Below are 22,914 nucleotides of genomic sequence, written 5' to 3'. Positions count from 1 at the left end.
TCCTGTTTAACCGTTGCTCTGGTCACTGTCGCGGGTGAACACGGCAATAATCTGTATATAGGGCACCGGCTCGATAGTGAGGGTGTCGCGTACCCAGGCCTGATAATCGTTGAACACGGTTTCGATGCGGCCGGTGCGTTCTTCACGGCGGGCGGCTTTGAAGTGTTCAGCCTGGGCCGAGCCTTGCAGTTGTTTGTCCAACTGGGCGATTTGCCGGTCTTTCAACGCTTGCAGTTCGGCAAGCTGCTGCTGCAGTTGTGGCTCACTCGTGCTTGCGTATTCCTGCTGGCGCTTGGCCATTTGTGCTTTCGCGCTTTCGATAACGGAACCGCGCAGAGCTTCCAGCGGAGTGATGTTGACCGGCTGGCCCCGATTGGGAAGGCGGTTATCTAGCTGCAACTCTTTAAGCCAGGCTTCTGCCGGCTGAATGTCTACCACGGCGTTGTTATGGCAACGAATGGCGAACCACTCCCAAATCACCGGATGGGCTTTGCGGTTGGGGATCAGGCCGGAGACCAAAAATACCGATTCATTTGCTTGCAGAGCGTTTGTCACCGCGTCTGTGTCTGGCAACACCAATACCGGTGCACTGTGGCGGGCTACTTGTGCCAGCAGCTTATCCTGCAGCCATTGAATGGTTGGGTGTTGTGGCCACAGGTAATGAAGCTTGGGCCAGGCGTTTTCATCTTGGCGGCTGCGGCGAATTTCATCCTCAAAGCGCTGTTTGTCGGCGGTGAGCACCATGCTGCCGCTATCTGCGTTGATTTCTGGCGGCAAAAAGCGAAAACGGTATTCCAGATCGTCTGGCGGCGTAAGAGTGATGGTTTGGCGTTCCTGGTTAACGGTAAAGCTAACCTGCCTGCGCTCGCGGTTAATCGCCTCCAGTGCTTGGCGGGCAAACTCAAAATCACTGGGGAACAAGCTGTAGCGTTCTACTGTTTGCGCAACCACTTCTTGTTCGGGCTTGGGTTGTGTTGCCTCTGGGTTGAGGAACATAGCCAGCAAGTCGTCGCCTTCGTTGCTGTCGTCTGGCTGGTACTGCTCATCAAAAGCGTTCGCCTCAGTACCTGTGGCCATAGCTTCGGCGGTAAGGCTTTCTTCCTGCTCTGGGTCGTGCACCTTCATGAAGGTGGCCGGGTCGCCGATGTTCTTATAGGCCTGCTCGTCCTTCTCTTTAAGGATTTCCAGAATGCGCTGATCCCCTTTCACCGTGGGGTTGTCGCTCTGGTTGATCAGGTAAGTGATGATCGGAATTTCTGTTTGGCCGTAGCGGTCTACCCGACCATTCCGCTGCTGGAACACCATCAGCGACCAGGGCAGATCAAAGTGCACCAACCGGTGCGACAGGTAATGCAGGTTGATACCTTCCGACGCAACATCGGAACACAACAGTACCCGCAGTTTGGATTCAGTCTTGCCGAACTCTTCAACGATTTTCTGCTGATCCACATCGCTCAGACCCCCGTGCAGAAGTTCTACGGCGTCATCTTTTAACTTCATATCTGACTTTAGGTTTTCCTGCAGCCAGTTAAGAGTTTCGATGCGTTCGCTGAAGATGACCAGTCGGTCTTGGGTATCGGTTTTCTTCCAGCCGTAATCGGCGCTTTTCAGTAGTTTGAGCAGTTGCTGGTATTTATTAAAGTGCGCTGGGGTGACGTTGCGCAGAGCTAGCAGCAGCGATTGCAGGTACTCGCCTTCCAGCAGTTCGTCTTCGGTAGGTTCGTCTCTGGCTTGCAGCTTTTTGATGCGCTGCTCAACCGATGTTTGTGCCGCTGCCGGTGAGCTGAAGATGGACTTCTGCAGACCCACACGTACTAGCTGACCGTTTTTGCTTGGACTGTGCTCGCCACGATAAGTGAACGGCACTTGCAGCAGTTCTTGGTACGCGGCCTCTTCTTCTGACGAGGCATCCAGATAAATATCGTTGACTACCCGCTCTTTGAATTCCTGCGTAACCTGATCACGAATGTCTTTCTTGAACCGACGAATCACTAGGCCTTTATCGCGGAAGTCTTCTTTGGCGTAGTCGTCTGGATCGCTGATGGCGGTGGGGTCGAGCATATTCATCAGGCTGGCGAAGGAACGCGCTTTGCCATCGTGAGGCGTGGCGGAGAGCATGATCAGCGAATCCGACCGGCCCGCCAGCAGTTGCGCCAGCTTTGCCCGCTGGGAGCTGGAGCCGCGCTCGGCGACGTTGTGGGCTTCATCAATCACGATGATATCCCAGTAGGCTTGCTCCAAATGGCGACGGTATTCGTTGTCTTGCTTGAGAGTGTCGATGGAGATGATCGACTTATCAAAATAGTAAAACGGATTGTGGTTGCCGGGGATGTTATTACGCACCCGCTGCAGTCCTTGAGAATCAAGCCGGGTAAGCGGGATGGTAAAACGGTTCCACAGTTCTTTCTGGAACTGGGTCATCATACTTTTGAGGGTGAGTACCAGAATGCGCTTACCCTTACCTCGACGCATTAGCTCCGTCATCAGAATGCCGGCTTCCAGAGTCTTACCCAGACCCACTGCATCAGCAATCAGAATACGCTGACGGTTTTGCTTCAATGCCTGCAGGGCCGGATCGAGCTGGTACGGAACCGGATCCATGGCCGCGTGGTGGCCAAGGTGAATACGATCATCCGCAGGGGTAATCTGGCGCAGCTGGGTTTCAATAAACAGGCGGCTTTTCTCAAAGCCTGGGCTCATGTCCTGCTCAAACCGAGTTTCGGCTGGATCTAATACGCGAATGGCGTCGGCGTCTTCTTCCAAACGGGTAAGAAACTGGGCACTTTTGCCGCTCACCAGTTCAGACAGGCCATCTACGGTGAGAATGTAACCGCCATCGTCACAGGGGTCTGCGCGACGAACGATCCATTCGCAATCCCGAACAACGACGCGTGCGCCTGGTGCGTAAAGTGCTTGCATGCCTGGCCCCTGAGAGATTCCGCGACGATTTTTATTAATTCGGGCGGGATACTAACCGCAAGCCCCGACATCCGGTGTCGCTTTATACGAAATTACATTTTGGTTAAGAGTAGGATGATGCGGCAGATTGATGTAAAGAGAAAGGGAGGGGCTGTAAAATCTTGTTATTTAACTGCTTGATTTTTGGTTGTTTGCATAAGTGAACTAATTGCACGCTCTGCATTCATTGCTGATTTTTAGAGAGGCCCTTCTCAGGGCCTCTCTATTTGCCTCAGATCTGACATGCTGTAAGTCTAATCATATTCGTGTCCTCGCAAACTGCATTGCGCTCATTAACCGGCGACTAGCTTCAAACGTGTCTACAAAGTACACCGCGAGAGAGTGATCCAGTTCATCCACGGCCTCTTTGAGCGCTGGAGCTGGGGTATGGAGATCCCAGAAAGGATGAACGATCACAAACGCCTCGTGTGATTCGGGGTTGCTCTTGTCGATTACCGCAGGCAGGCCGATACGCCCAATCGATACCACCCTGCAATGATCCGGATTCAAACGGCGGATGTTTTCAGCCGCCATTTTTGCTTGGCTGTGCCAATCCTCTAGCTCAGGATAGCGATGGAATTCCCCGTCGAGTCCCGCCTTGTATGTCGGGTCAACCAGAGCTCGAAGAAAGCCAATGCCGAGTCGCCAATCGAGCAAACCATGGTAACCCCGGTTACCGTATCGCTGGATACAGCGGTAACAGGATCGGATACATTCCCCCTTATGAGTTTGCTCAAAGAAAGCTCCAGTCATCGCATCGTCGGGGTTGTCGATCAAAGAACGGATTAACTCGACAACGAACGGCTCAGGCCCTTTACCTGCTTTAGCTAATCGACGGCAAAATCCTGCACCGTTAACCAAAGTGTCCGCGATTTGTAAGTATGGTTTCCCATCGCGCAATCTTGGTTCAAGCGGCTCAAACTCTTCAGGTGCAATATCCATAGCCAAAGATGCTCTTTGCACGAGCATATGAGTTGCACTTAATGCAGCGGCCCTCAGGCTAGTCCCTGACTGCCTTCTTGGCCCAATACGATCCATTGAAAGCCCATCGGCAATACCGAGCATACCTATACTGATCGCATCAGTTCGCTTACTGGAGAAAAGTCTGACTTGCGCAGGGGCCGGTCCTTCCGGCTGCTCAATCCAGTGTTCGCGGCTTTTCGCTTTCTCCGCAAGAATGGCTTGATTGGGCAGCTCGGTGATGGATTTGAACCCCTTCACTGGTACGAATACTCGGCTCTGTGCCCGGGTAACGATTTCATAGGTTTCAGGCTCTCCCCCTACTGCAATCGGGCCGCGATTGCGCCTGATCACATAGGCTTCAGTTCCACTGGCAACGGAGAGGTTGGTATCGCTGACAATAGTCGTTTCCATAGGCTTTATGATTGCGCCAGTCTCACGCCTTACCATGCTTCTCGGTGGCTCTGTGCCATCAGAAGTTCTTGGTATGAAGTCTGTGCGAAATGCGGCTGGTGAGAAATACAGTTCAACATTTTCAGCGGGAATATCTTTGCCGCAGTCATCGCAACTCAGGTTTTTTGGCTCTATGTCGCCGTCCGTCCGATTCAATGCACCACAACTTGGGCAATCTGCAATGCCTGCCTTTTCAGCCCACCAGTTCTCACTGGGCGAAGGTAAAATCTTGGATCCGCCCTTTGACCGTTGTACATAACCTAGCTGGTCTGTAAACCCGATACTCTCATGGAGTCGTTTGTCGCGAACAACCACCTGGCCAGGCGCAAACTCATAGATCGCGACGTCAACCTCTCTGTCGACCAAATCCCACTCAACGCCATCCTGCCCGGCAGATTTAAGCCCAAGGTACATGGGCCGAACTCTTGTTGGCATACCGAACATAGGCAACAAACCGCTTTCCGCAAGGAACTGAGCCAACCCGATATCTCTGCGCGCCCCTTCAGCCTCCAAAGCTATTATTTCTTTCATAACAAGTTCGGGCTGCATATGCCCGCTCAAAGCTTCTGCTCTTCCCGGTATGCCTGCACCCAGCACACTACAAATTTCGTCAGATACATGGATCGTTCGCAATAACGCTGCCTCCAAGCGCACCGGCCAGCTGCTGTTTTGTTCATAAAAATTTCTTGCCGGAAGATACTCACCATGAATGTCCGGCGGTGCCTGATCTCCAGGAAATTCAGCCCCTTCCTCCTGACGCAAGAGCCCAAAAGCTTTAGTCAGCCAAGCCTTACGCACCAGCCGAAGAGCGATGTCTATATGATCCTGAGTGAGGAATGGTGGCGGTGGTGCATCGCCAGTAATCGCCTCTGGATGACGAAAGTAATGCATATCATGACTTCGCCCACGGCAGAGTGTCATGGCCAAGGAAAAGGCTTGTTTACGCCGCCCCGCCCGGCCAACACGCTGCTGGTAGTTAAATCTCTGGGGAGGCATGTTCGCCTGGTAGACCGCTTGGAGCGAGCCAATGTCGATGCCCACTTCCATCGTTGTGGTAACCGAGAGCAGATCTATTTCCTCAGCAAGCCGTTTAAGGCTGCCCGCCTCTTCATCCAGAAATATTCCCTGAAAGCGACGCAGTCGATCCGCAGGCGAACTGGTCTGGCCTGTCAGTTCTTCGCACCGGAGCCTGAACGAAGATTGTTCATCCGAGAGCGCTTTCTCAAGTCGCAAAGAAATGTAATTCCGGCGGCGTAAATCACCTGCGGTAAGGTTCGGCTTTTCAGGCAAAGGATCATGACAACGAGTACAAACACCGGTTCCCCGGTGCAGGTGCGCCCTGCCACAGGTTTGGCATTCAAACACGGGCGCATCCGGTTTAACTAGGCGAACACGCAGCCGTTCAAGCCGAATAATCCCCCCTTTATGGCCAAGGTTCTCGAGTTTTTGTAAAACCCCGGTCATACCTGAGGCATCCACTGCTGACGCCTTCATGAACCCCTTCACGCGACGATTACTGACGGAATGGCCATCAACCCATTCTTTGATGTCATCTTCACGAACCCACTTATTGGCCAGTACCCGGTAGTTATCAGCGAGAACGCGAAGGAACGCATCAAGTTCCTCTGCCTCAGCCTCGGCTCCTGCCCCTTTACCGACTTCGACACAGGGATAGCCAAGCCCGGTCTCTTCCAGTGCGAAATAGTTCCGAGAAAACAACACATCTTCGATTAGTGTTCTCTGGGCTTTGGCCACTTCTACACGCGCTGCGTTGATATCAAGTGGATCAAGGTCTGTGTTCCAATGAATTGAACCTTCTTGCCTCTTGAAGAGTTCGGGCCAATCAAACTTGGCCCATTTTCCGTCGGCGCCTGCTATCTGCTCTACACCCGTCTCATCTGTTGGGTGAACACCAATATTGATCATCCCCTGCAGAAGCGGATGAGCTTTAGTGCCGCTCCTCGGTGCGCTGAAATCCGAAATCTCGAGGACGTATTCCAGCGGAATGCGGTCGGTAGCTCCTTGATTTCTAGCCCGCCTTATTAGTGCGGTCAGCTCATCTGACAATTCATAATCACCATCATCTTCTGCTGTTTGTTGACGCTTCCTCAGTGTAGGAAGATCCTCTGTCGGTTGAGCCGCTTTTTGTAAAGCATCCACCAAAACCTTCCGCCGAGCGTCATTGTGATGATGCCTTTCTATATCAATGGCCGTTTTCGCCGCATCTTGCCGACTATCAGAAAACGCAACAACTTTGGGAGCGTTGCCTGAGCGCTTCAAAAGCTCAAGAACCTCAGTAGCCAGAAGCTGAGAGGTTTTAGCAAAGCCGGTTCTGAAGTTTCGAATCGGTGAACGACGGTACTGATCACTTCGCCTAAAATAATCAGAACCGCAAGCCGGACAGCAATTTGGAGCTGCAGTCTTCGGGGCCTTCGTATCTCTTTTACCGCCTTTTATGATTGAGAAGGCGCTTCCACTTATAGTCCCTACTTCACCCTGAGCCGCAGGACCGCGGCGCAACTGCCCATTTTTGGTATCTAGCCACATTGGCACCCAACTTTCGGCGTCATTGTCTCCCTTCCTGGGATCCTTATTGGAAGGCCAGAAAAGAACGAACTCCTCATGGCTAAGGTCCTCAAAACTCCGGCCTGCACCAGACTCTGGAAGCTTCTCAAGATCCTGAGTATGAGGGAGCAGCTCTATCGGTGGATTTGGCCCACGATGGCCTCCATGCCCCCTTAAACCGCCAATAAACTCCGAATGGCACCCTTCACAATGAAACAGCTCAAACAGCCGCTGCGCTCCCTGAGACGTTTCGACGTGACTGGCGCCCCGCTCGACCGTCAACCCTTCGTATTGCAACCCCTCTTCCGTCATCAGTGGGGTTGCAAATAGTCCCTCCAAGCTTCGCAAAAAAAGGTGCTCACGAAATGCAATACTCTCAGACCCCACCTCATCCCCAAGGCCTCTGATCAGCGTCAAACCTCGTACTGCAGTTATCGCGCCAGGATCGCCAAAAATTTTCCGAGCTAACTGGGATAAAGGTCTAGCCTTGATTTCACCACTGTCGTCAGCGCACCCATACGTGAGCATGGCTGCAGCCTCATCTACGATGTTCGGTAATGAAGCATTGGCAGATAACCCCAGCACCTCACCGCAAATGGCTATAAGTCGATCAAGTTCTGGGTCTTTTCCAGGCTCACAGTTAAGCTTGCCGATGTATTCAGCACTCGGACTCAAATGCTTGGTCAGTGCCTCGAAGGGACTTGGTGAAATTTGTCCTGAGACTGAAGGTTGAGGTAAGGACACCTCACCCGTTACCACTGAAGTGGCCCAGTCGTCTGGGCTGGCGTTCCCTTTGCTTGACGGGTTTACAAAGCTTCCAAAAGGGCCAAAAAAATCATACAAATACTGCAGGCTTGCCGATCTCTCGTCGCCCTCTATTGGTAGTGAGGCGCTCGAAGCCAGAATTCGTAATTTGTGACGAAGTTCAGGACGATCCAGTCCAAGTCGATTAATTAAAACTCGAATCAAAGACGCAACTTCAGAACCAGTGGAGCCACGTATCAAATGAAGCTCATCGAGAACAAGGAAGAAGTAAGCCTCTGGATCAGTTTCCAGCCATAGCCGCGTCTGTTCAAAGATTGGAGCGTCTACTTCGCGCGAAAGCATAGCGTTCAGCATCGAAACGTTTGTCACTAAAAGGTCTGGTGGTGTCTCCTGCATATCCCACCGGGTGATCAGTTCAGCGCCTTCCGGTGACGGGAAAAGGTACCGGGTTGGGTCTGAAGACTCTCCGGAAATAGCATCGAACCGCTGTGCCTTGTTCTGGTCTTCGGCTAGGCCACAAAGTGCGATACGTGCCCGCTCCAAACGCCTTTTTCCGCGTGTTCTCTCCTGCTGATCAACGCGCCGGGGATGCATCAGATAACCCGGCACCGGACTAGCACTGGTGTACCGACCAAAAAATATCCGATTACCATTAGCACGCTGATTCAAAACCGTTTCAGCTTCGGGAGAATCGAGCATCTTCCGTAACCGAACCATCTGGTCTTCAACCAAGGCATTCATTGGATAAAGTAGCAACGCTCTTACGGCCTTAGGACGGGAGCGAGACTCCTCTTTTCTATGCGGAGCAAAAGCATCACCGTCTTTCCACCAGCGGGTATCAAGGTAGCCAGAGCCCGGTGCTGGCCAGCGAGTAGCCTCTGCCATAAGCTCGGCAAGTATGGGGAGCAGAAAAGCTTCTGTTTTCCCTGACCCAGTACCCGAAGTCACTATACCGGGATGCCCGGGCCTCAAGCCTCGGCGGAGCATATCCATTTGATGCTGGTAGGGTTTAAATAGGCTGCTTCGCCTCAGGTCGCCTTCTGATTCTTTGCCAGGGAACAAGCCAGAAAGGGTCATCTCTATGATGGCTTGGCGCTCATCTTTCGAAAAGCGACAAAGTGGATTCTCATCCGACTCCTGATCAAACAAACACTCCATAGAGTTCTCTGCTGGACGATAACGCACAACAGGCTCAAGGAAAGGTTCTGGCATCAACGTACCCGGCTGGGATAGCAGTTTCATGCGCTCCTGCCGCAGATCGTCGCGTCTGAGTCGATAAACTGTATCCAGATAGGAAAGATAGAGTTCCTGGATATCTTTATATGCACCTATAGGGTCTATCATCACAACGCCTCAGTGTTAATTCTCAAAAAGTGCTTTTAACCAGCTACGCCCGCTATCACGCAGTGCAGTGGTTTGTTTCAATATGTCAGTTGCCGAGGTGTTACCTTCGGCATAATGGCATGCAGCTCGAAACATCCCTGCCTCCAGAGAGATGACGCCCTCTTCCTTTTCTTGCACATCGTCGAGGTAGTCCAGTAAATCGGCACTATCCATCTCAGATGGCTGGTCAGTGATAAGAACCGTATTTTGAGGCGCTGCGCTATTGTTTCCGGTAAGAAAATTGGCAGGCCTAAGCCCACTCAGAGAAGGAGTCAGCGAAACAGCTACCTTGTCCAAGTTCGGGAAAATGCGATCGCGATCAAGAAGAGGAGCATCAAGGCTTGCGGCTATAAGCAAGTTTTTCGGTCGGTGTTGACTAGCAAGCACCCCAACCAAGCTCGGCAACCAGACATCCATCGGCGTCCGCTGCAGGCCATCAAGCCATACAAGGTAGAAGCGTTCACTATTTTTTAGGGCCGCGTTCCAGGCCCGAGCAAATGCGGTTAAAGCTCCCCTAACCGGTTCAGTCCATAAGTCATCTAGGCTTAAAACGCCTGGCCCAAGCGGTTGTCGCACAAATTCGCCGCCGGTAGCCGCGTTGGCGTAAGAAGGGAGCACAATCTCTGCGGCAGCTTGTGGCAGTATGGTGAGTGCACCAGATCGCAACGCTATATCCAGCGAAGATAGGTCTTCAATGTTTAGACCAACCCTTCTCGCATCCACCGACAGGCGTTCAGTGAATGCTTTGAAGTCTACTGGCTGCGCCACAGCTGACTGGTCGACACGCGCCCAAGGGGGAAGTGTCTGGTCAACAGGCTGAATCAGAGCTCCTGCTGAACCCAGCGACTCCTTTAAGCGGTCAACCAAATCTTGAGAACTTTCACTATCCGGCTCACGAATATCACCCAGCACACCGTTTAGCTCTGCAACTTCAGTAAAAAGTTGTTGCCTGAAAGTCGTTAATGTTTTTGAAACATTTTCATACTCGTGAAGGACCTCTCCCAGCTTAGTTTTTTCTTTTTCTAACTCTTCTTCCACCGTGTCCCATTGATCGTAAAGCTCACTCAGATCCTTCTCTATTTCAGCTCTCACAACAGGTTCAAGGTCGCAACGTAGCTCCTCAGCTGCACGCGCTCGAATAAGCTCTAGCTCATCCCGCACTGGTGCAAGATCCGAAAGAGCCACCGCAACTTCCTCTGGAGAGTTGAGGTGTTCTTGAGCGCGGGCAGAATAGCTCTCTAGCCACTCATTTAATGAGTCCCACTCAGGTTGTTCTTGGGCTAATGCGGATGCCCGATTCAAAACAGAAATAATTCGTTCACGTTCAGTTTTGGAAGGTCCCTTTTCATCGAACTTCTTGAGGCGTTTAAGCACCGTATCGAGCAGGTCCTGATCCATCTGCCAATGTATTTCTTCCTGAAACTCACCAACAGTTACCCCTGGAATTTCCAGAAACTGGTCATCGAACTTATCACCTGAAAATACTTCAGGGTTTAACTTGAACAGCTTTATCGCACCGGAGGGCGCTACCAGCCTTCCAGACACCGGATGCTCGGAAAGAGTTATAACAGCGCATTGAGTATCTGAAATGGCAGCAATAAGCTCAGAAGACCGGGGAGCCACTCGGACTACTCCATTTTCAAGTAACGCCGCTCTTGCTGCCTCCATTCCTCTTTTCCTGAAATCAACCACTTGCCTCAAGGACTTTGCCTGATCAACGATAAACTGGTCTTTATTTTCATCAAGAGAAGTTCTGGGATTCAAGACGGCCGTAATGGCCACGGGCTGATTCAACTGTAACCACGACAAACTGACGGCAAAAGCCTTCCCAAATGGCGGCAGGTCTGCGGAAAAATCTTCGTCTCGCCGCCATTGTCCTGCGACGGCCTTTGCTACACAGGTAATTCTTGTATAGGGATTGGGAAGATAATCTGAGTAACCGAGATAGAGTCCGTTAGCCATAAAAACCTGCACCTCCATGCTTATAAATACTCAATCGTTCGCCCCTTCGCCGCTGTATAGCAAGCGATGCTGCAGCCGGCTTATGGCTCTGTAATCCTTGCAGGGATATGGCCTCCCCAAATATCGTCGTCAGAACGTTTACTTGGCTGAGGCTAACACCATACAAATAATGTGACTGGCCGGATTCAACCAGAGCTGGCCCTGTTTGCACAAAGGACGCCCGCCTTAACCATTGGGCGACTGGTAACGGAAGGTGTCCTCCAGGGCGTTTGCTGCGGAGAATCGAATCAAACCACTCAAATTGCGATTTTCTGGAAAGGCGGGAATATTCCAGGAACGCAACAACGCGCTGAGAAGCGACAAACTCGTGACTCTTTCCTCTAACGCTATACACATCTCTATCATCATCTCGGATAAAGCGTGAAAGCGCCCAGGTGACCGCTTTGTTTACATCGCCCGGTATGAACTTTTTTAACTCAGAGTGCCAGATTCCTGCACATTCACGACCTTGCGTTGTACGCTTCTCCTCCAGCCAACAAGCGGGAGCTGGTCGAAGTTTCGGAATTTTTGCCTGATAAATTTTGTAATCTAGCTTTTCGGCCACCTCAGGAATACGATCACCAACAAGCCCAACAACAGGTACAGCCCAGGGATTTTCTGCGTTTATCATAATTGCTACTGAGACTTTTTTTGCTTCAACCGTCAGCAGATCCAGCTCAGCGCTGCCCAAGGCCCCCTCAACCAGCGCCGTTTCGCCACCCGTCAGTACAATATGAGGTGGCATCACTCTCCAAAATCGCCCCCGCCATTGCCGATTTAGATCCTGAGCAATCCAGCCAGCCTCCTCCAGCGAGCGCTGGATATCCCAAGGGGACACTGAGCTAGGCACTACTCGTTTGATGAGCTGAACTATCTCGCCCTCTGGGCGTGGCGATCCAGCACGTGCATATATAGCTTCTAGAACGTCAGCGAAGCGATTCGGATACAAACCCGCGCTAAAGGGATGTGCACCATCCGTAAGAAATGGCCCGCCTTCAAAGCGCACCTCCACTGACTCCTCATGACGTTCAGATCTCGCTGCCCATCGAGTTGCTAGCGGAGCATTGCGTAGTAGCTGAAACGATGTTTTAAAAATGGATGCGTCGCTGGCTGAGGCATCCATTCGTCGTCGACCATCAGTTGGCGAAGAGTCTTCCATTATGGCCACGCCTCCCTCATACCTGAGGGCTACTTCCGGAATGATGGTGAGCTGTCGACAATCATGAAGTCGTATGTAGGGCAACAAACCGGGCCTGTTAAGCCACTTTCCCCGACCAAGCGGCACTCCGCCTTCTAGTTGAACACTAGGCTGTGAAACCTCTTTCTTAACGATCCCTTTCCCTCTGGTCAGCTCAAGCGCTTCAGCCAGGGTCATCGGTTCCGTGACCTTCCAGTATCTGCCAGCAGTCAAGATAGCCCGCATAGAAGCGACGACATCATCCAGACATGAAAGGACTATGACTCTGCAGTCTTCCGGTGCTTTTCGGTCATCTTGAACCCACAGACCACCGGGAATTTCATGTAAGATTACAACACCAGAATTGAGTAGTTTTTTTACTTGAAGAGGCGCGTTGGAATAATTCAAAAGCTCTTCAAAGCTACCAGACCAATATGAGTAATCTAACTGAGACCTCCGGTTTCCCCGCGCCAACGAAGCTTCAATTTCGTCGCCATCCCAGCCGGTAAAAGCAAGAGATAAACACCACAGCAGAGAGGATCTTCCGGGCTCACTTTGCGAAAGCTCTGCCAGTACATTCTCGATCAGCCGCCAAAATGAATTCTGCTCAAAGGAACCGCTCTGCCGATAAAGCATCTCCAATTCGCGCAGATCATTCTGCATGCGCTCCGGAAGCTGAGCGCTTTCTCTAGATAACTGCTGAAAAAGGACATAGCGGTTTTCCAGAGCTCGTTCTGGCAATCGTTTCAGAACGCTTTTCAGCTGAGATCGATCATTTCTTGATGGATATGCTAGCCGAACTGCATACCCTATCTGGGTCATGTTTCCTGGCTCAGGTAGAACGATCCGTCTAAATGGCTCCCCTTTTGAGATTTCGTTATCGATCCACCTTGCTAATGAGCGCCAAAGAGAGTTGACGCCTTGGACCTGCTGCTCCTGACCATTACCATCATCAAACAGCACGCCTAAACGCTCACGAAAATTACCAGAGTCGCCGGCTTCAGTTGTTGTTGCGCTCACAACACAGGTTAAAACGAGGAAGTGGAAACGGTGGTACACATGAGAACCTACATATTTGGACACTTCCGTACCCAGAACTTTTCTTACAGTATCCCGAGAAAAAATCGCCATAAATGCACTAAGAATCTCTTCGTCAGACAGATCCTCAAGGCCGGCCGCTGTGCGAAGTTCTGAAGGCGTAGCATCCAGCGAATCCAGAGGCGTGCTTCCACTCGGCCCATCCGTTCGCAAGTAATGGTGTTGTAGGCATTCCTCCCACTCTTTTGCTGTAAGTATTGAACGCTTGGCAGTCATAACGTCACCTCGCAACCACCTAGCAATCCAGTCGAACGAAGGATGCGCGGCAAAGGATCCATTCCAAACCTCGCACTAAAATGCGCGCACTTGGTGCGTTCAGTATTTGCATGCTTGGCCCCTGAAAAATTTCGCGACGATTTTTATTGATTCGGGTGGGATACTAACAGTGAGACCCGACATCCAATGTCGCTATATACGAAATTACAATTTAGTTATGAGTAAGATAATGCGGCAGATTGATGTAAAGAGAAAGGGAGGGGCTGTAAAATCTTGTTATTTAACTGTTTGATTTGTCGATTGTTTGAATATGCGGACTAATGCATGCACAGTGCCTATTGCTGTTTTTTAGGCAGGCCCTTCTCAGAGCCTGATGAATGTATAAAATATCCGGGGCGATTTAGTCAGCTGAGCACAAAAGACTGTTCAAGTCATATTCTTTACCAATCACAATGCAATAAGAGCCTCCTACCCAATGTCATCAACTTAAGCCCCAAAAGTCCATCATGACCTTCTGAGTCACCAAGATTACCAATCGTGAGACAGCCTACTATTGAATCGACAGGCGATTAAAGTCAGAGTCTAACCCGAAATCAGCTCCAAAGACCGTCAATGGTGCATTTGCAGGTGTGTCAGAGCGATTTAAGCACTATTCAGGGCGAGCGTCATCCGACCGGTGGCCAGCACAGTCTGTCAGGAAATCTCGTTAAACGTCGTCGAGGTTTGGTGTCGGTCAGCGAGTCGGCTTGTACCCTTCACAGCCTTTGGTGGCCGGTCGTTTTCGGCGTCGTGGGCTACTCCGCCCGGGGCGCACCGCACTCAGACTGTTACCCATCAGACGACACAGATTATCCAGGGCCTCACAGCTGGGCCGCACCAGAAGGGCGACGAGGGTATGCTTCAGGCGGGACACGCCCTGAGTGAAGTTAGCCTTCCAGGCCAGTTTCCGGTGTGCGGTTTTGCGCTCAATGTCGGGCTGCTGTAGGGCCTGCATCAGCAGGGCCAGGTTCTTGAGCAGTTGGCAGGCGTGGATGTCCTGCTGTACGGCACAGACCGTCCGGCCACTGACGTTTTCCAGGCTCAGGGTTTGCTTAAGCCGGCGGTAGTCGGTTTCAATGCCCCAGCGCCGGTGATACAGGTCGGCAAAGAGCTCGGCGGGGAAGGCCTCGGTGTCCAGGAGCGAGGTGGCCAGCACTTCCGTTTCCCCGGTGGGCAGCGTCACCCGGATCAGCCGAATCCGCAGGGGTGTGTCCGGATCTAAACCGGACTGCCTACAGACCTGTCGGGATAACCGGGATCGGCACGTCATGGAGACGGTGTCGTCGTCTTTTCCAGAATCCACAAACGCGCGGACTTCTCGGGAATGGGTCAGTGTCAGGCGCATCAGGAATTGCTGTTCACAGCGCTGTAGCTCAACAAAGAGCCAGTGGGCGGGATAGCCCCGGTCAAACAGAATCAGGCTGTGGTCAGGAGCATGCTTCAGGTGCATGCTGGCACAGCCCCGCTCATCCACATCCGGCGTGATCAGGAGGGTGTGCAGAGCCTGATCGGACAGCAGGTCTTGCAGGACCGACACCCGGGCCACCGGCAACCCGTTGTGGGTTCCGAAATGCCGGGCCAGTGGGTCTTCCAGCGGCAAGTGCATGCTGGAGCCGTCCACGGCCAGCAGGCGCAGGCCCTGCCAGGTCTTGTGCAGCCCCAGCTCATCCATCTGGGCATGCAGGGCGCTGTTGAGAGCCTCAAAGACGGACGCGCTGAGCTTCTGGCGGGCTTTGCTGAAGGCTTGGGCGGTGACCACTTGGGTTTCAAAGGCCGAGCCATTGAGGGTCTGAAAGAAGGCATCCAGTTCGGTTTGCAAGGCGCTTTTAGGCTGATTCAGCAGAAACAGGATCAGATTGGGGAAGGTCAGATGGCGTTTGCGGGTAAAGTGCTTCGGATGGGTGCGATGCTGGGCAATAAAATCGGGGCAGCTTAGTAGGTTGGTTAATTTATGTACAATTTTCAGCCAGGACCTCGGTTGGGTTGTCAACCGTTGGTTTTTTATTGCGCTCCATAGGGCATTTCCTCGTTGGTGGTTGAGCTCTAATTATATGATATTTTTAGGGAAATGTCTTAAGTTGATGACATTGGCCTCCTACCAGCTGTGACCCTGAAATAATTAGTGCTTTGAACTGATCCCCTGGGTACATCTCAGCCATCTCGTCTAAAAATGGGAAATCGTTAATTTCTGCCTTTGCTTCGTAAAAAGAAGACCAGCTTGAGCTAAATTTGTCGGAAGCAAACATCGCCTGATCCGGCGATTCCTGGTCGAGGATAGCAACTATGATGGTTCCAACCGGAACCTGATCGTTTTCCCACTCGTCCACGTCAAAGTCAATAAAACGCCCGGTGATTGGGCAATTAATGCCATTGTGCTGATTGTAATCTATTTTAATGATTTCCATAATTACTCCTGACTAAGGCCTTTTAAAGTTAGTTTACGTACCGTGTCCATTCACCAAGCATGCATCTTCTCGAACTGGTCATAAACGGTTTATCTCAAATGTATTTTGCGCAGCCCAATTGATGGCAATCTTTTCTATGCCAGAAATAGCACTGTAATAACGCAACTGATGCCAATAGCTTGTATTTTTGGAACGTCTATCCGTTTTATGATCCACCAACCAACTTTCATTTTCTCCAACCAGTATCAAGTCTATTACCCCGCTACATACTTGTCCCTGTTGGTTCATTCCCACTACAGGCACTTCGTTACGCCACTGCACCACGCCACCCATGAGTTGATTCATGTGGGTTGTGAATGCCTCAAAATGCAGCATCAAAGCATTTTTTTGAACCTCGTCCGTGAGATAGCAGGGGTGCATAGCCATGGCTTTATCAATCAAGGCTGGTTCCGTTAGATAGACCTGATACAACCGATGCACCCAGATGCCTAGCTCATTAGCCGGTATCCCACTGAACGTATCGAGGTTAAGCCCTGAGCTGTAGGCAGTGGTTTGCGTCTCAGGCAGTTCCTGTCTTTCCTCGTCTTTGCTTAGTGAAGGGCTGATGGTGTGCTGGAGTTTCGTTGGCTGCTCGTTTTGGGCAATCAGCAGTTCAGTCCGCTCTACTGTTTTTACGGTGTCCTCACGCAAGTCGGCATCTGAGGAAATCACCTTCCTTTCCTCATACAGCGCACTATTACCCTGTTCCGCCCGCGCGCTTAGCAGCGGTTCGATATAGGTAAGCATCGAGCCATCGGTATAACCTTCCCAGCAAGGTAGGATGATCTGCTCTCGCGCCCTCGTTAAGGCCACGTAGTACAGGTTTTTTGTTGTCTCCGTTTCATCTTCTGCCAGTAATTCCGAGCAACGCTCTTTGGTGGCTTTATTGTCGAACTGGGGCAATATCTGCACAAAGCTTTGTTCGAGCATGGTGTCGATGCCACCATCGGGATAGGCCATGCTGATGTTGGGGAAGCGAGGCTCTGACGCCTTTTCAGCATCCAGCACCATAACCACCGGCCACTCCAAGCCTTTGGAGGAGTGCCAGGTTTTAAGCACAACGGCGTTCTCCGCCTGAGGGTCTGCCCCTGGTTGGTCATCGATGCCGTCTTTGCTCTGCTTCAGCCAAACTTGGAAGGTTGCGACGTTCTTGCCCGCAATGCCCATGGCGTTGAGTGTTTCAGGCTGCAGCGCCTCGAACTCATCTGCCAAGCCGATCAACTTGATCAGGTTTGCTCGATACTGCGGCCCTTGGGGTTGTGTACGCAAACTCTCAAAAAGCTGAGTTTCTTCGATGATGGTTAACAGCTGTGTTTTAACCGGCTGAGTCCGTAGAAATTTACGCAGCGGTATAAGTTGTTCGGTTAATTCGTTTTCAAATCTGAATTTTTCACGATAGCCGGTCAGCAGTGCCTGCAATCGATCGGTGTTTTGTCCTTTGATCAAGGGCGAGGTCAGTAAATCCAACCAGGCGTATTGATCTCGGCTGTTATTCAATCCTTGCAGGGCATTCAGCACCCACTGCACCGCATCGCAGTCTAGAAAACCCGGTTGCTGGATTTGAACGTCTATTCCTGCTGTGCGTAAGGCATCCGCAAACTTACGGAGTCGGCGGTGCCCTCTTGCCAATACGGCGATATCCGCACCGCGAATCGCTCGTTTGGTTTTTGTTTGCCGATCGGTGATTTCTTTACCACTGCACAGCAGATCTACAATGTGGTTAGCCAGCGCCGTGTTGCCCTCGCTCGTAAAGCCGAGCTTGGAGCTTCTGGAGTTGGCATCCAGGTTCCAACTGTCTTTGTTAAATCGTAGTGCTTGTAAGGCGGGCAAGTCAGATTGATAGCCGGCTTTGGGTGCCAATTTCTTATACTGGGCAGCGTAAAGCGTCTCGCCCATATCGTTGATGAAATCCATCAACTCCGGCGTGCTACGCCAGTTGCTATCCAATTCTTTAACCACCTCAGGCTGCTGATCGCTGTCATCCAACAAGGTGGCGAACAAACGGCTATCCGAGCCTTGGAAACCCATAATCGATTGCTTCAGATCACCCACTATGAAGGTGTGTTTACTGCTTTTTTGGAAGCGGCGCAGTAACGCGTACTGCAATGGGTTGGTGTCTTGGAATTCGTCGATTATCAGGCAATCGTATCCACTGGCGATTTCATCCAGCCATGCCGGATTGCTGGCCAGCATATCGTTGGCGAGGTGCACCATGTCGCCATAGTCCACTAAGCCCGCCTGTTCTTTTGTCTGCTGATACTCTGCCAAAACTTCCAGCACACCCTCTATAAGGCACTCGATGTGTTGTAAGGCATCGTTTAATGGGCCTGGATGCACACTGAGTTTTTCGGCAGCATTCCAAACAGCCTCCGCCAAGTCTGCGCGGGGGTGCTTCTCTTGGATTTTTTTAAAGTCTTCAGAGTGTTGAAGGCTTGCCCACAGCTTCCAATCACTCTCTAAACGCTGTTGGCTGGCCGCATAGATATCGCCTACAAACGCGCGAGTTTGTTTGTTGTTGCCCCACTCACTCTTTTGTTCAAGCTCTTTCTGATATGGATACTCAGTTTTAACGGCCTCAATTGCCCGCCACAGGTCGCCGGTTAATGCAGCTCCGTCATTCTGAACGTGGCCGTATACCTTGGTAATAACCGCTTTCGCCTGGCCGAGCAGTGCTTGCCGCTCCTCTGGCGACGTAGCAAAGCCTTTACCAAGGGAACGGAGTTTGCCGATAACGCTCAAAATGGTGCTAGTAAGCTGATCGACACCCTCTTGGTACTCATCCCCAGCGTGACCGCCGGTATACCCAAAATGCTGCAAATCCTCGAGCAGGGGCTGGATGGACCTCGCCTTATCTAGGGCCTCCCTTAGTAGGAAATTTTGTTCCTGTTCGGTTAGCTGTCTAGGTGTGGGTGAATTACCAGCTTCGTAAGCGAAGGTTTTCAGAATCTCAAAGCCAAAAGCGTGGATCGTCGAGATGGTCGATTTCCGCAGCAGCCGTGCGTCCTTCATCAGTCCTTCTTTTAAAAGGGCCAGGCGAATTCTCGTGCTCATTTCGCTGGCTGCATCGGTGGTGAAGGTTACTGCGAGTATTCGGTCGGCTTTTACCTGGCCCCGCTTGACCCATTCAGCAAGAGTGTTCTGAATGGTGTAGGTTTTTCCGGCACCCGCACCGGCTTTGATCAATGTGAGTTCTTGCGGGGAGAGAATCGCTGAATGACTCATACCGCCTCCTCCTCACTGTCTCGGGTGAAGCGCGTCACCACAGGATTGTTAGTCAGGGCGTACGCTTTTATGCCGCGCTTGTCCCAGGTTTTATCATCTGAGGTCTGATTGAGTTTAATCGTGCCGCTTTCCAGCTCACCGAGCCTTTGTTCGACCAGTTCAACGGCACTGGCAGACTGCTCATCTAATGAGAGGCTCGGCTGGACGACACTCAACCGATCGCTAGCACTCAATGATCGGTCGGCAAGCAGGGTGGTGTCATTCAGGGTGTAGTATCCACTCATGACTTGGCTGCCGGCATTCTTCTGTTGATACAGTTCGCGATAAATCAGGGTCTGCAGGTCGTAACCCGCTTCAAGCTGCTTCAACCGCTGCTTATGTTTTGACGTTTTGTAATCTACGATCAGCGTTTGATTGCCATTAGTGAGCACGGCATCTACAAATCCTCTCAGAGGCGTTCCCCATAGTTCGCCCTGCAGCTCTAGTTCGGTGTCCGAAATATCCCACTTTTCCTGTTCACACCAGCCACAAAAACCGTCCAAGGCTTTGTAGACCTTATTTCTGAGCTGTGTTCGCTTAAGTCGCCATTGGGGTGAATCCAAAAAGGACGCCTCTTGCTCTACTGACTGACTGAACAGCTCATCGAACAGCGCTTCGCTCCAAGGATCTCCTTGCTTGACCGAGAACAACTCAAACACCTTGTGAGCTACTGTCCCCTGCACAGAAATTGTGGGCGTTTGTGGCTCCCACACTTGAGGCTTGATGCCTAATCGATACAACAGCCATGCCAACGGTGATTGCATCAGTTTCTCAAGGCTACTGGTGGATTCCGGCTTGATCGTGCCATCCTGCTGGTGCCTGACAGCGTGTAAAAGTTCCTGTTCAAGCTGGAGGTTTTCCAACTTTGGTTTGTCTTGCTCATCCAGCTTAGAGGAGATGGTTCGTAGCAATGGATGACTAGACTGCATGACGGGTCGTTCTAGCTGTTCAGGGTCGAGTTCTGCCAAAGGCTGAAAACAAAGAGCCATATCTAGCAGTGTTTCACTTGGCTCCAAGCTTTTACCTTGATAGTCGTTCATCGCCCGTATGAATGTTATGCGGCTATCGACTCTGCCAAGCAGTTCCGTAAACTCTTTTTGCCATTGCTGCAGGCTCGTTTCTGCTGTTGGAATGGCGAGACCAACCGTGCTTGCCAGCTGGTCCCAAGCATCTCGGTGGATCGGGGCGGTATGCTCTGGCTGGTAACTGTAATGACCTTGATTGAACCCAATGACGAACAACTCGTCTACCTGAAAGGGTAGTGGCTCGCCTTCTTGGATGATATTGATCGCATGCAGGTAACGAACCCTGTCATCTTGTGATTCTAGGGTCGCCACTGGTGTTTGACGGACAACTCGTTTGAGCTGTTCCTCGAAGGGGAAGTCCCCGTAGAGCGCTAAGAGTCGGCGGGTGCTCTCTACAAGTGCTTTTAACCGCTGTTTGCCTAGGCCTTTTATACGTGCAGTGCCGCACTGCGCAACGACAGCGTTCAACCAACTCATAATCGCGGCCGGAGTCTGCTCAGGAAGGTTCTGCAAGAGTTCAAGCATGGCTTGGCCTTCGGCACTTAACTCTACTCCTGGGTCGAGCTCTCGCCCTTCTCCCAACTGTTCCGCCAGTTTATGGCCAATACTGGCGCTCCAAGGCATCAACGGATTGATCATTACGCTCATGCTGGCCATGGGAATATCGTTTTGAATCAATCCGGTAAGGAGGTCGTGAACTAGAGCAGATTGCCAATCAAAAACACCAGAATTAGAGCGCAGGTTGCTGGCAATAATGCCTGCATGCTCAAAGTGCTTTACCAACCAGGCCTCGTAGTCTCCACCTCGGGGTACAGTGACTGCGATGCACTCTGGGGCTGTGCCGTTATCTAGGGCGCTTTGAATCAAAGAAGTTACCGCTTCTACTTCTTGAACCTGGTCACGACAGGTTAGCCAGTACAGGTCATCGTTCGCGACGATGCCTGACTCGGGGCGAAAGAGCGTTTGGGCAAACTTCTGGATCGGTGCACTCTCACTCGCAGGTATCGGCTGCTGAATAAAATTGTACTTTTCTGGCTCCGGCGCTAACCAGCCCTTTTCCGCCAGGATATCGAGAACCTGTTGCTGCCAGGGATATAGACACTCGGTGTTTACCGGCTGATAGACATACAACGACTCAATACACAGCCCCTCGTGCTCTATCACCCACTGTTCCGCCAACTCGTCCTGCGCTGGGCGCTCCCCGATGTTCTTCAGCAGGCACACCAGGTCGTTGTAATAGCGCTCGTACCGACTAGCCGGTTCCAAGATTTCTACTGGCTGAATACCAAGAGGCAAATGGTTGAGCAAAAACCGCAGGCTGGCCTTTAACTCCGCAACGGTTGCTGGCTCGTCTACCTGAATGCTTCGAGCCCAAAAAGCACCCTGCATGGATAGCGCATACTCTTGGAGCGCAACATCCCAGTCCAACTCCGATGGTTCAATAAGCCATAGCTCGGCCAACGCTTCGAGTAGTACAGAAAAGCTGCCGACTTTTGCGCCCATGGTATTGCGCTGGGCGAGTGCATAGCGAGCTTCGCTGGCGGTTAATGCATCCGAGACTAGGATGAAGTCCATTTCGGTTCCTTTTTTTGTGGTTCTAGCTTCTAACTTTTTTGGGTTGGGCGTGTCATTCCATCAACCCATACAAAGCCCTGTGGACGTAAACTTGCTTCGCCATCGAAACGATACGCACAAAGCTTTCCACCGCGATCGCCCCCAGCCACGCTGTAATCTAAACAAGCAATGTGGTCGCTCAAGGGGGCCGGCTCGCCTTTTAGCCAATAATGCCCAACAAACACCGGCTTTTCGCCGTCATATCCAGGAAGGATGTCCGCTTCAACTGGGTCATGAGGAATTTTGTCGATCTCAGATCCCGGAACCATGGCAAGGTCGCGGTAGGTCAACTTTTCGGTTTGCCACCATCTGGTTCGTACATCAGTACGTTTATTTTCATCTTTGTCCAGAAAGTAGTGCCCGGGTGGCAAAGGAATTTCGAGGCCTTTAAGCAGGGTTTCGATCGTATCGTAGGCTTCGCTGCCTTTTCGGCTGCTGGCTTCCCATGCTTCTGGTAACAGTCGATTCTGATCATCCGTAAACTTGCCAATGGTTTTTAGATACTTGGGGTGCCAGCAGGCATGCACCACTCGCAGACCTGTCAAATCGAGATATATTGGCAATGTTTTAAACCATTCAGTCATGCTTCGGTGCAGATCACTCCCCTCACCTACTTGATCCAGAAACGCCTGGTGCTGGCCTAGATTCTTAGCGGTGTGGGGCCGTAGATATTCATCGGAGTTTTCGGGGTCTGGCGTAGCCCAACAAACAGCGTTGAATTCATGGTTTCCCATCACGGCTAGGGCGTTACCACTTTCGACCATGTTCCGAGCAACCCTAACGGTTTCTACCTGTTCTGGCCCACGATCCACGAAGTCCCCGAGGAAAATCACCTTGCGTTCAGGGTGCTGCCAAACGCCGTCGATTTCTTGGTAATCCATTTTAGCGAGTAGTGCTTTCAGCTCGGTAGCATAGCCGTGAATATCACCAATCAAATCGTACATTGTCAGTATTT

Annotated in this window: 9 protein-coding genes; all 9 read right to left on the bottom strand. The window is 51.5% G+C overall.

Annotation, left to right across the window (positions count from 1 at the left end):
• Positions 1–6: 6 nt before the first annotated feature.
• The 9 genes from CPH80_RS01295 to CPH80_RS01255 all read right to left on the bottom strand — a co-directional run bounded on the left by CPH80_RS01295 (position 7) and on the right by CPH80_RS01255 (position 22,903).
• A complete protein-coding gene (locus CPH80_RS01295; RefSeq protein ID WP_096275255.1) occupies positions 7–2,919 on the bottom strand; it encodes a DEAD/DEAH box helicase in 2,913 nt (970 codons plus the stop codon).
• Between the two features lie 297 nt (positions 2,920–3,216).
• Positions 3,217–9,045, bottom strand: coding sequence for a DEAD/DEAH box helicase (locus CPH80_RS01290; protein ID WP_096275254.1), 5,829 nt, complete (start codon positions 9,043–9,045; stop codon positions 3,217–3,219).
• Positions 9,046–9,060: 15 nt separating this feature from the next.
• Positions 9,061–11,046, bottom strand: coding sequence for a hypothetical protein (locus CPH80_RS01285; protein ID WP_157746835.1), 1,986 nt, complete (start codon positions 11,044–11,046; stop codon positions 9,061–9,063).
• A complete protein-coding gene (locus CPH80_RS01280) occupies positions 11,039–13,576 on the bottom strand; it encodes a hypothetical protein (RefSeq protein WP_096275252.1) in 2,538 nt (845 codons plus the stop codon). Before CPH80_RS01280 ends, CPH80_RS01285 begins: the two co-directional genes overlap by 8 nt.
• Positions 13,577–14,309: 733 nt before the next feature.
• Entirely contained in the window at positions 14,310–15,581 is a 1,272-nt protein-coding gene (locus CPH80_RS01275; RefSeq protein ID WP_096281295.1) for an IS4 family transposase, read from the bottom strand.
• Between the two features lie 94 nt (positions 15,582–15,675).
• Entirely contained in the window at positions 15,676–16,020 is a 345-nt protein-coding gene (locus CPH80_RS01270; RefSeq protein ID WP_096275251.1) for a hypothetical protein, read from the bottom strand.
• A 78-nt stretch (positions 16,021–16,098) separates the two neighbouring features.
• Entirely contained in the window at positions 16,099–19,281 is a 3,183-nt protein-coding gene (locus CPH80_RS01265) for a UvrD-helicase domain-containing protein (RefSeq protein ID WP_096275250.1), read from the bottom strand.
• Positions 19,278–21,920 (bottom strand): PD-(D/E)XK nuclease family protein, encoded by a 2,643-nt coding sequence (locus CPH80_RS01260; protein WP_096275249.1) that lies wholly within the window; start codon positions 21,918–21,920, stop codon positions 19,278–19,280. Before CPH80_RS01260 ends, CPH80_RS01265 begins: the two co-directional genes overlap by 4 nt.
• Before the next feature lie 29 nt (positions 21,921–21,949).
• On the bottom strand, positions 21,950–22,903 hold the full coding sequence (locus tag CPH80_RS01255) for a metallophosphoesterase (RefSeq protein ID WP_096275248.1): 954 nt from the start codon (positions 22,901–22,903) through the stop codon (positions 21,950–21,952).
• Positions 22,904–22,914 lie beyond the last annotated feature (11 nt).

Source organism: Marinobacter sp. LV10R510-11A (assembly GCF_900215155.1).
In the GTDB taxonomy this organism is placed as follows: Bacteria; Pseudomonadota; Gammaproteobacteria; order Pseudomonadales; family Oleiphilaceae; genus Marinobacter.
The sequence above is the reverse complement of the archived record's forward strand: the minus strand, read 5'-3'. Positions and strand labels throughout refer to the sequence as shown.

Coding starts and splice junctions, on each gene's coding strand:
- CPH80_RS01295 (WP_096275255.1), bottom strand. CDS start 2,919: ATGCAAGCACTTTACGCACCAGGCGCACGCGTCGTTGTTCGGGATTGC.
- CPH80_RS01290 (WP_096275254.1), bottom strand. CDS start 9,045: ATGATAGACCCTATAGGTGCATATAAAGATATCCAGGAACTCTATCTT.
- CPH80_RS01285 (WP_157746835.1), bottom strand. CDS start 11,046: ATGGCTAACGGACTCTATCTCGGTTACTCAGATTATCTTCCCAATCCC.
- CPH80_RS01280 (WP_096275252.1), bottom strand. CDS start 13,576: ATGACTGCCAAGCGTTCAATACTTACAGCAAAAGAGTGGGAGGAATGC.
- CPH80_RS01270 (WP_096275251.1), bottom strand. CDS start 16,020: ATGGAAATCATTAAAATAGATTACAATCAGCACAATGGCATTAATTGC.
- CPH80_RS01265 (WP_096275250.1), bottom strand. CDS start 19,281: ATGAGTCATTCAGCGATTCTCTCCCCGCAAGAACTCACATTGATCAAA.
- CPH80_RS01260 (WP_096275249.1), bottom strand. CDS start 21,920: ATGGACTTCATCCTAGTCTCGGATGCATTAACCGCCAGCGAAGCTCGC.
- CPH80_RS01255 (WP_096275248.1), bottom strand. CDS start 22,903: ATGTACGATTTGATTGGTGATATTCACGGCTATGCTACCGAGCTGAAA.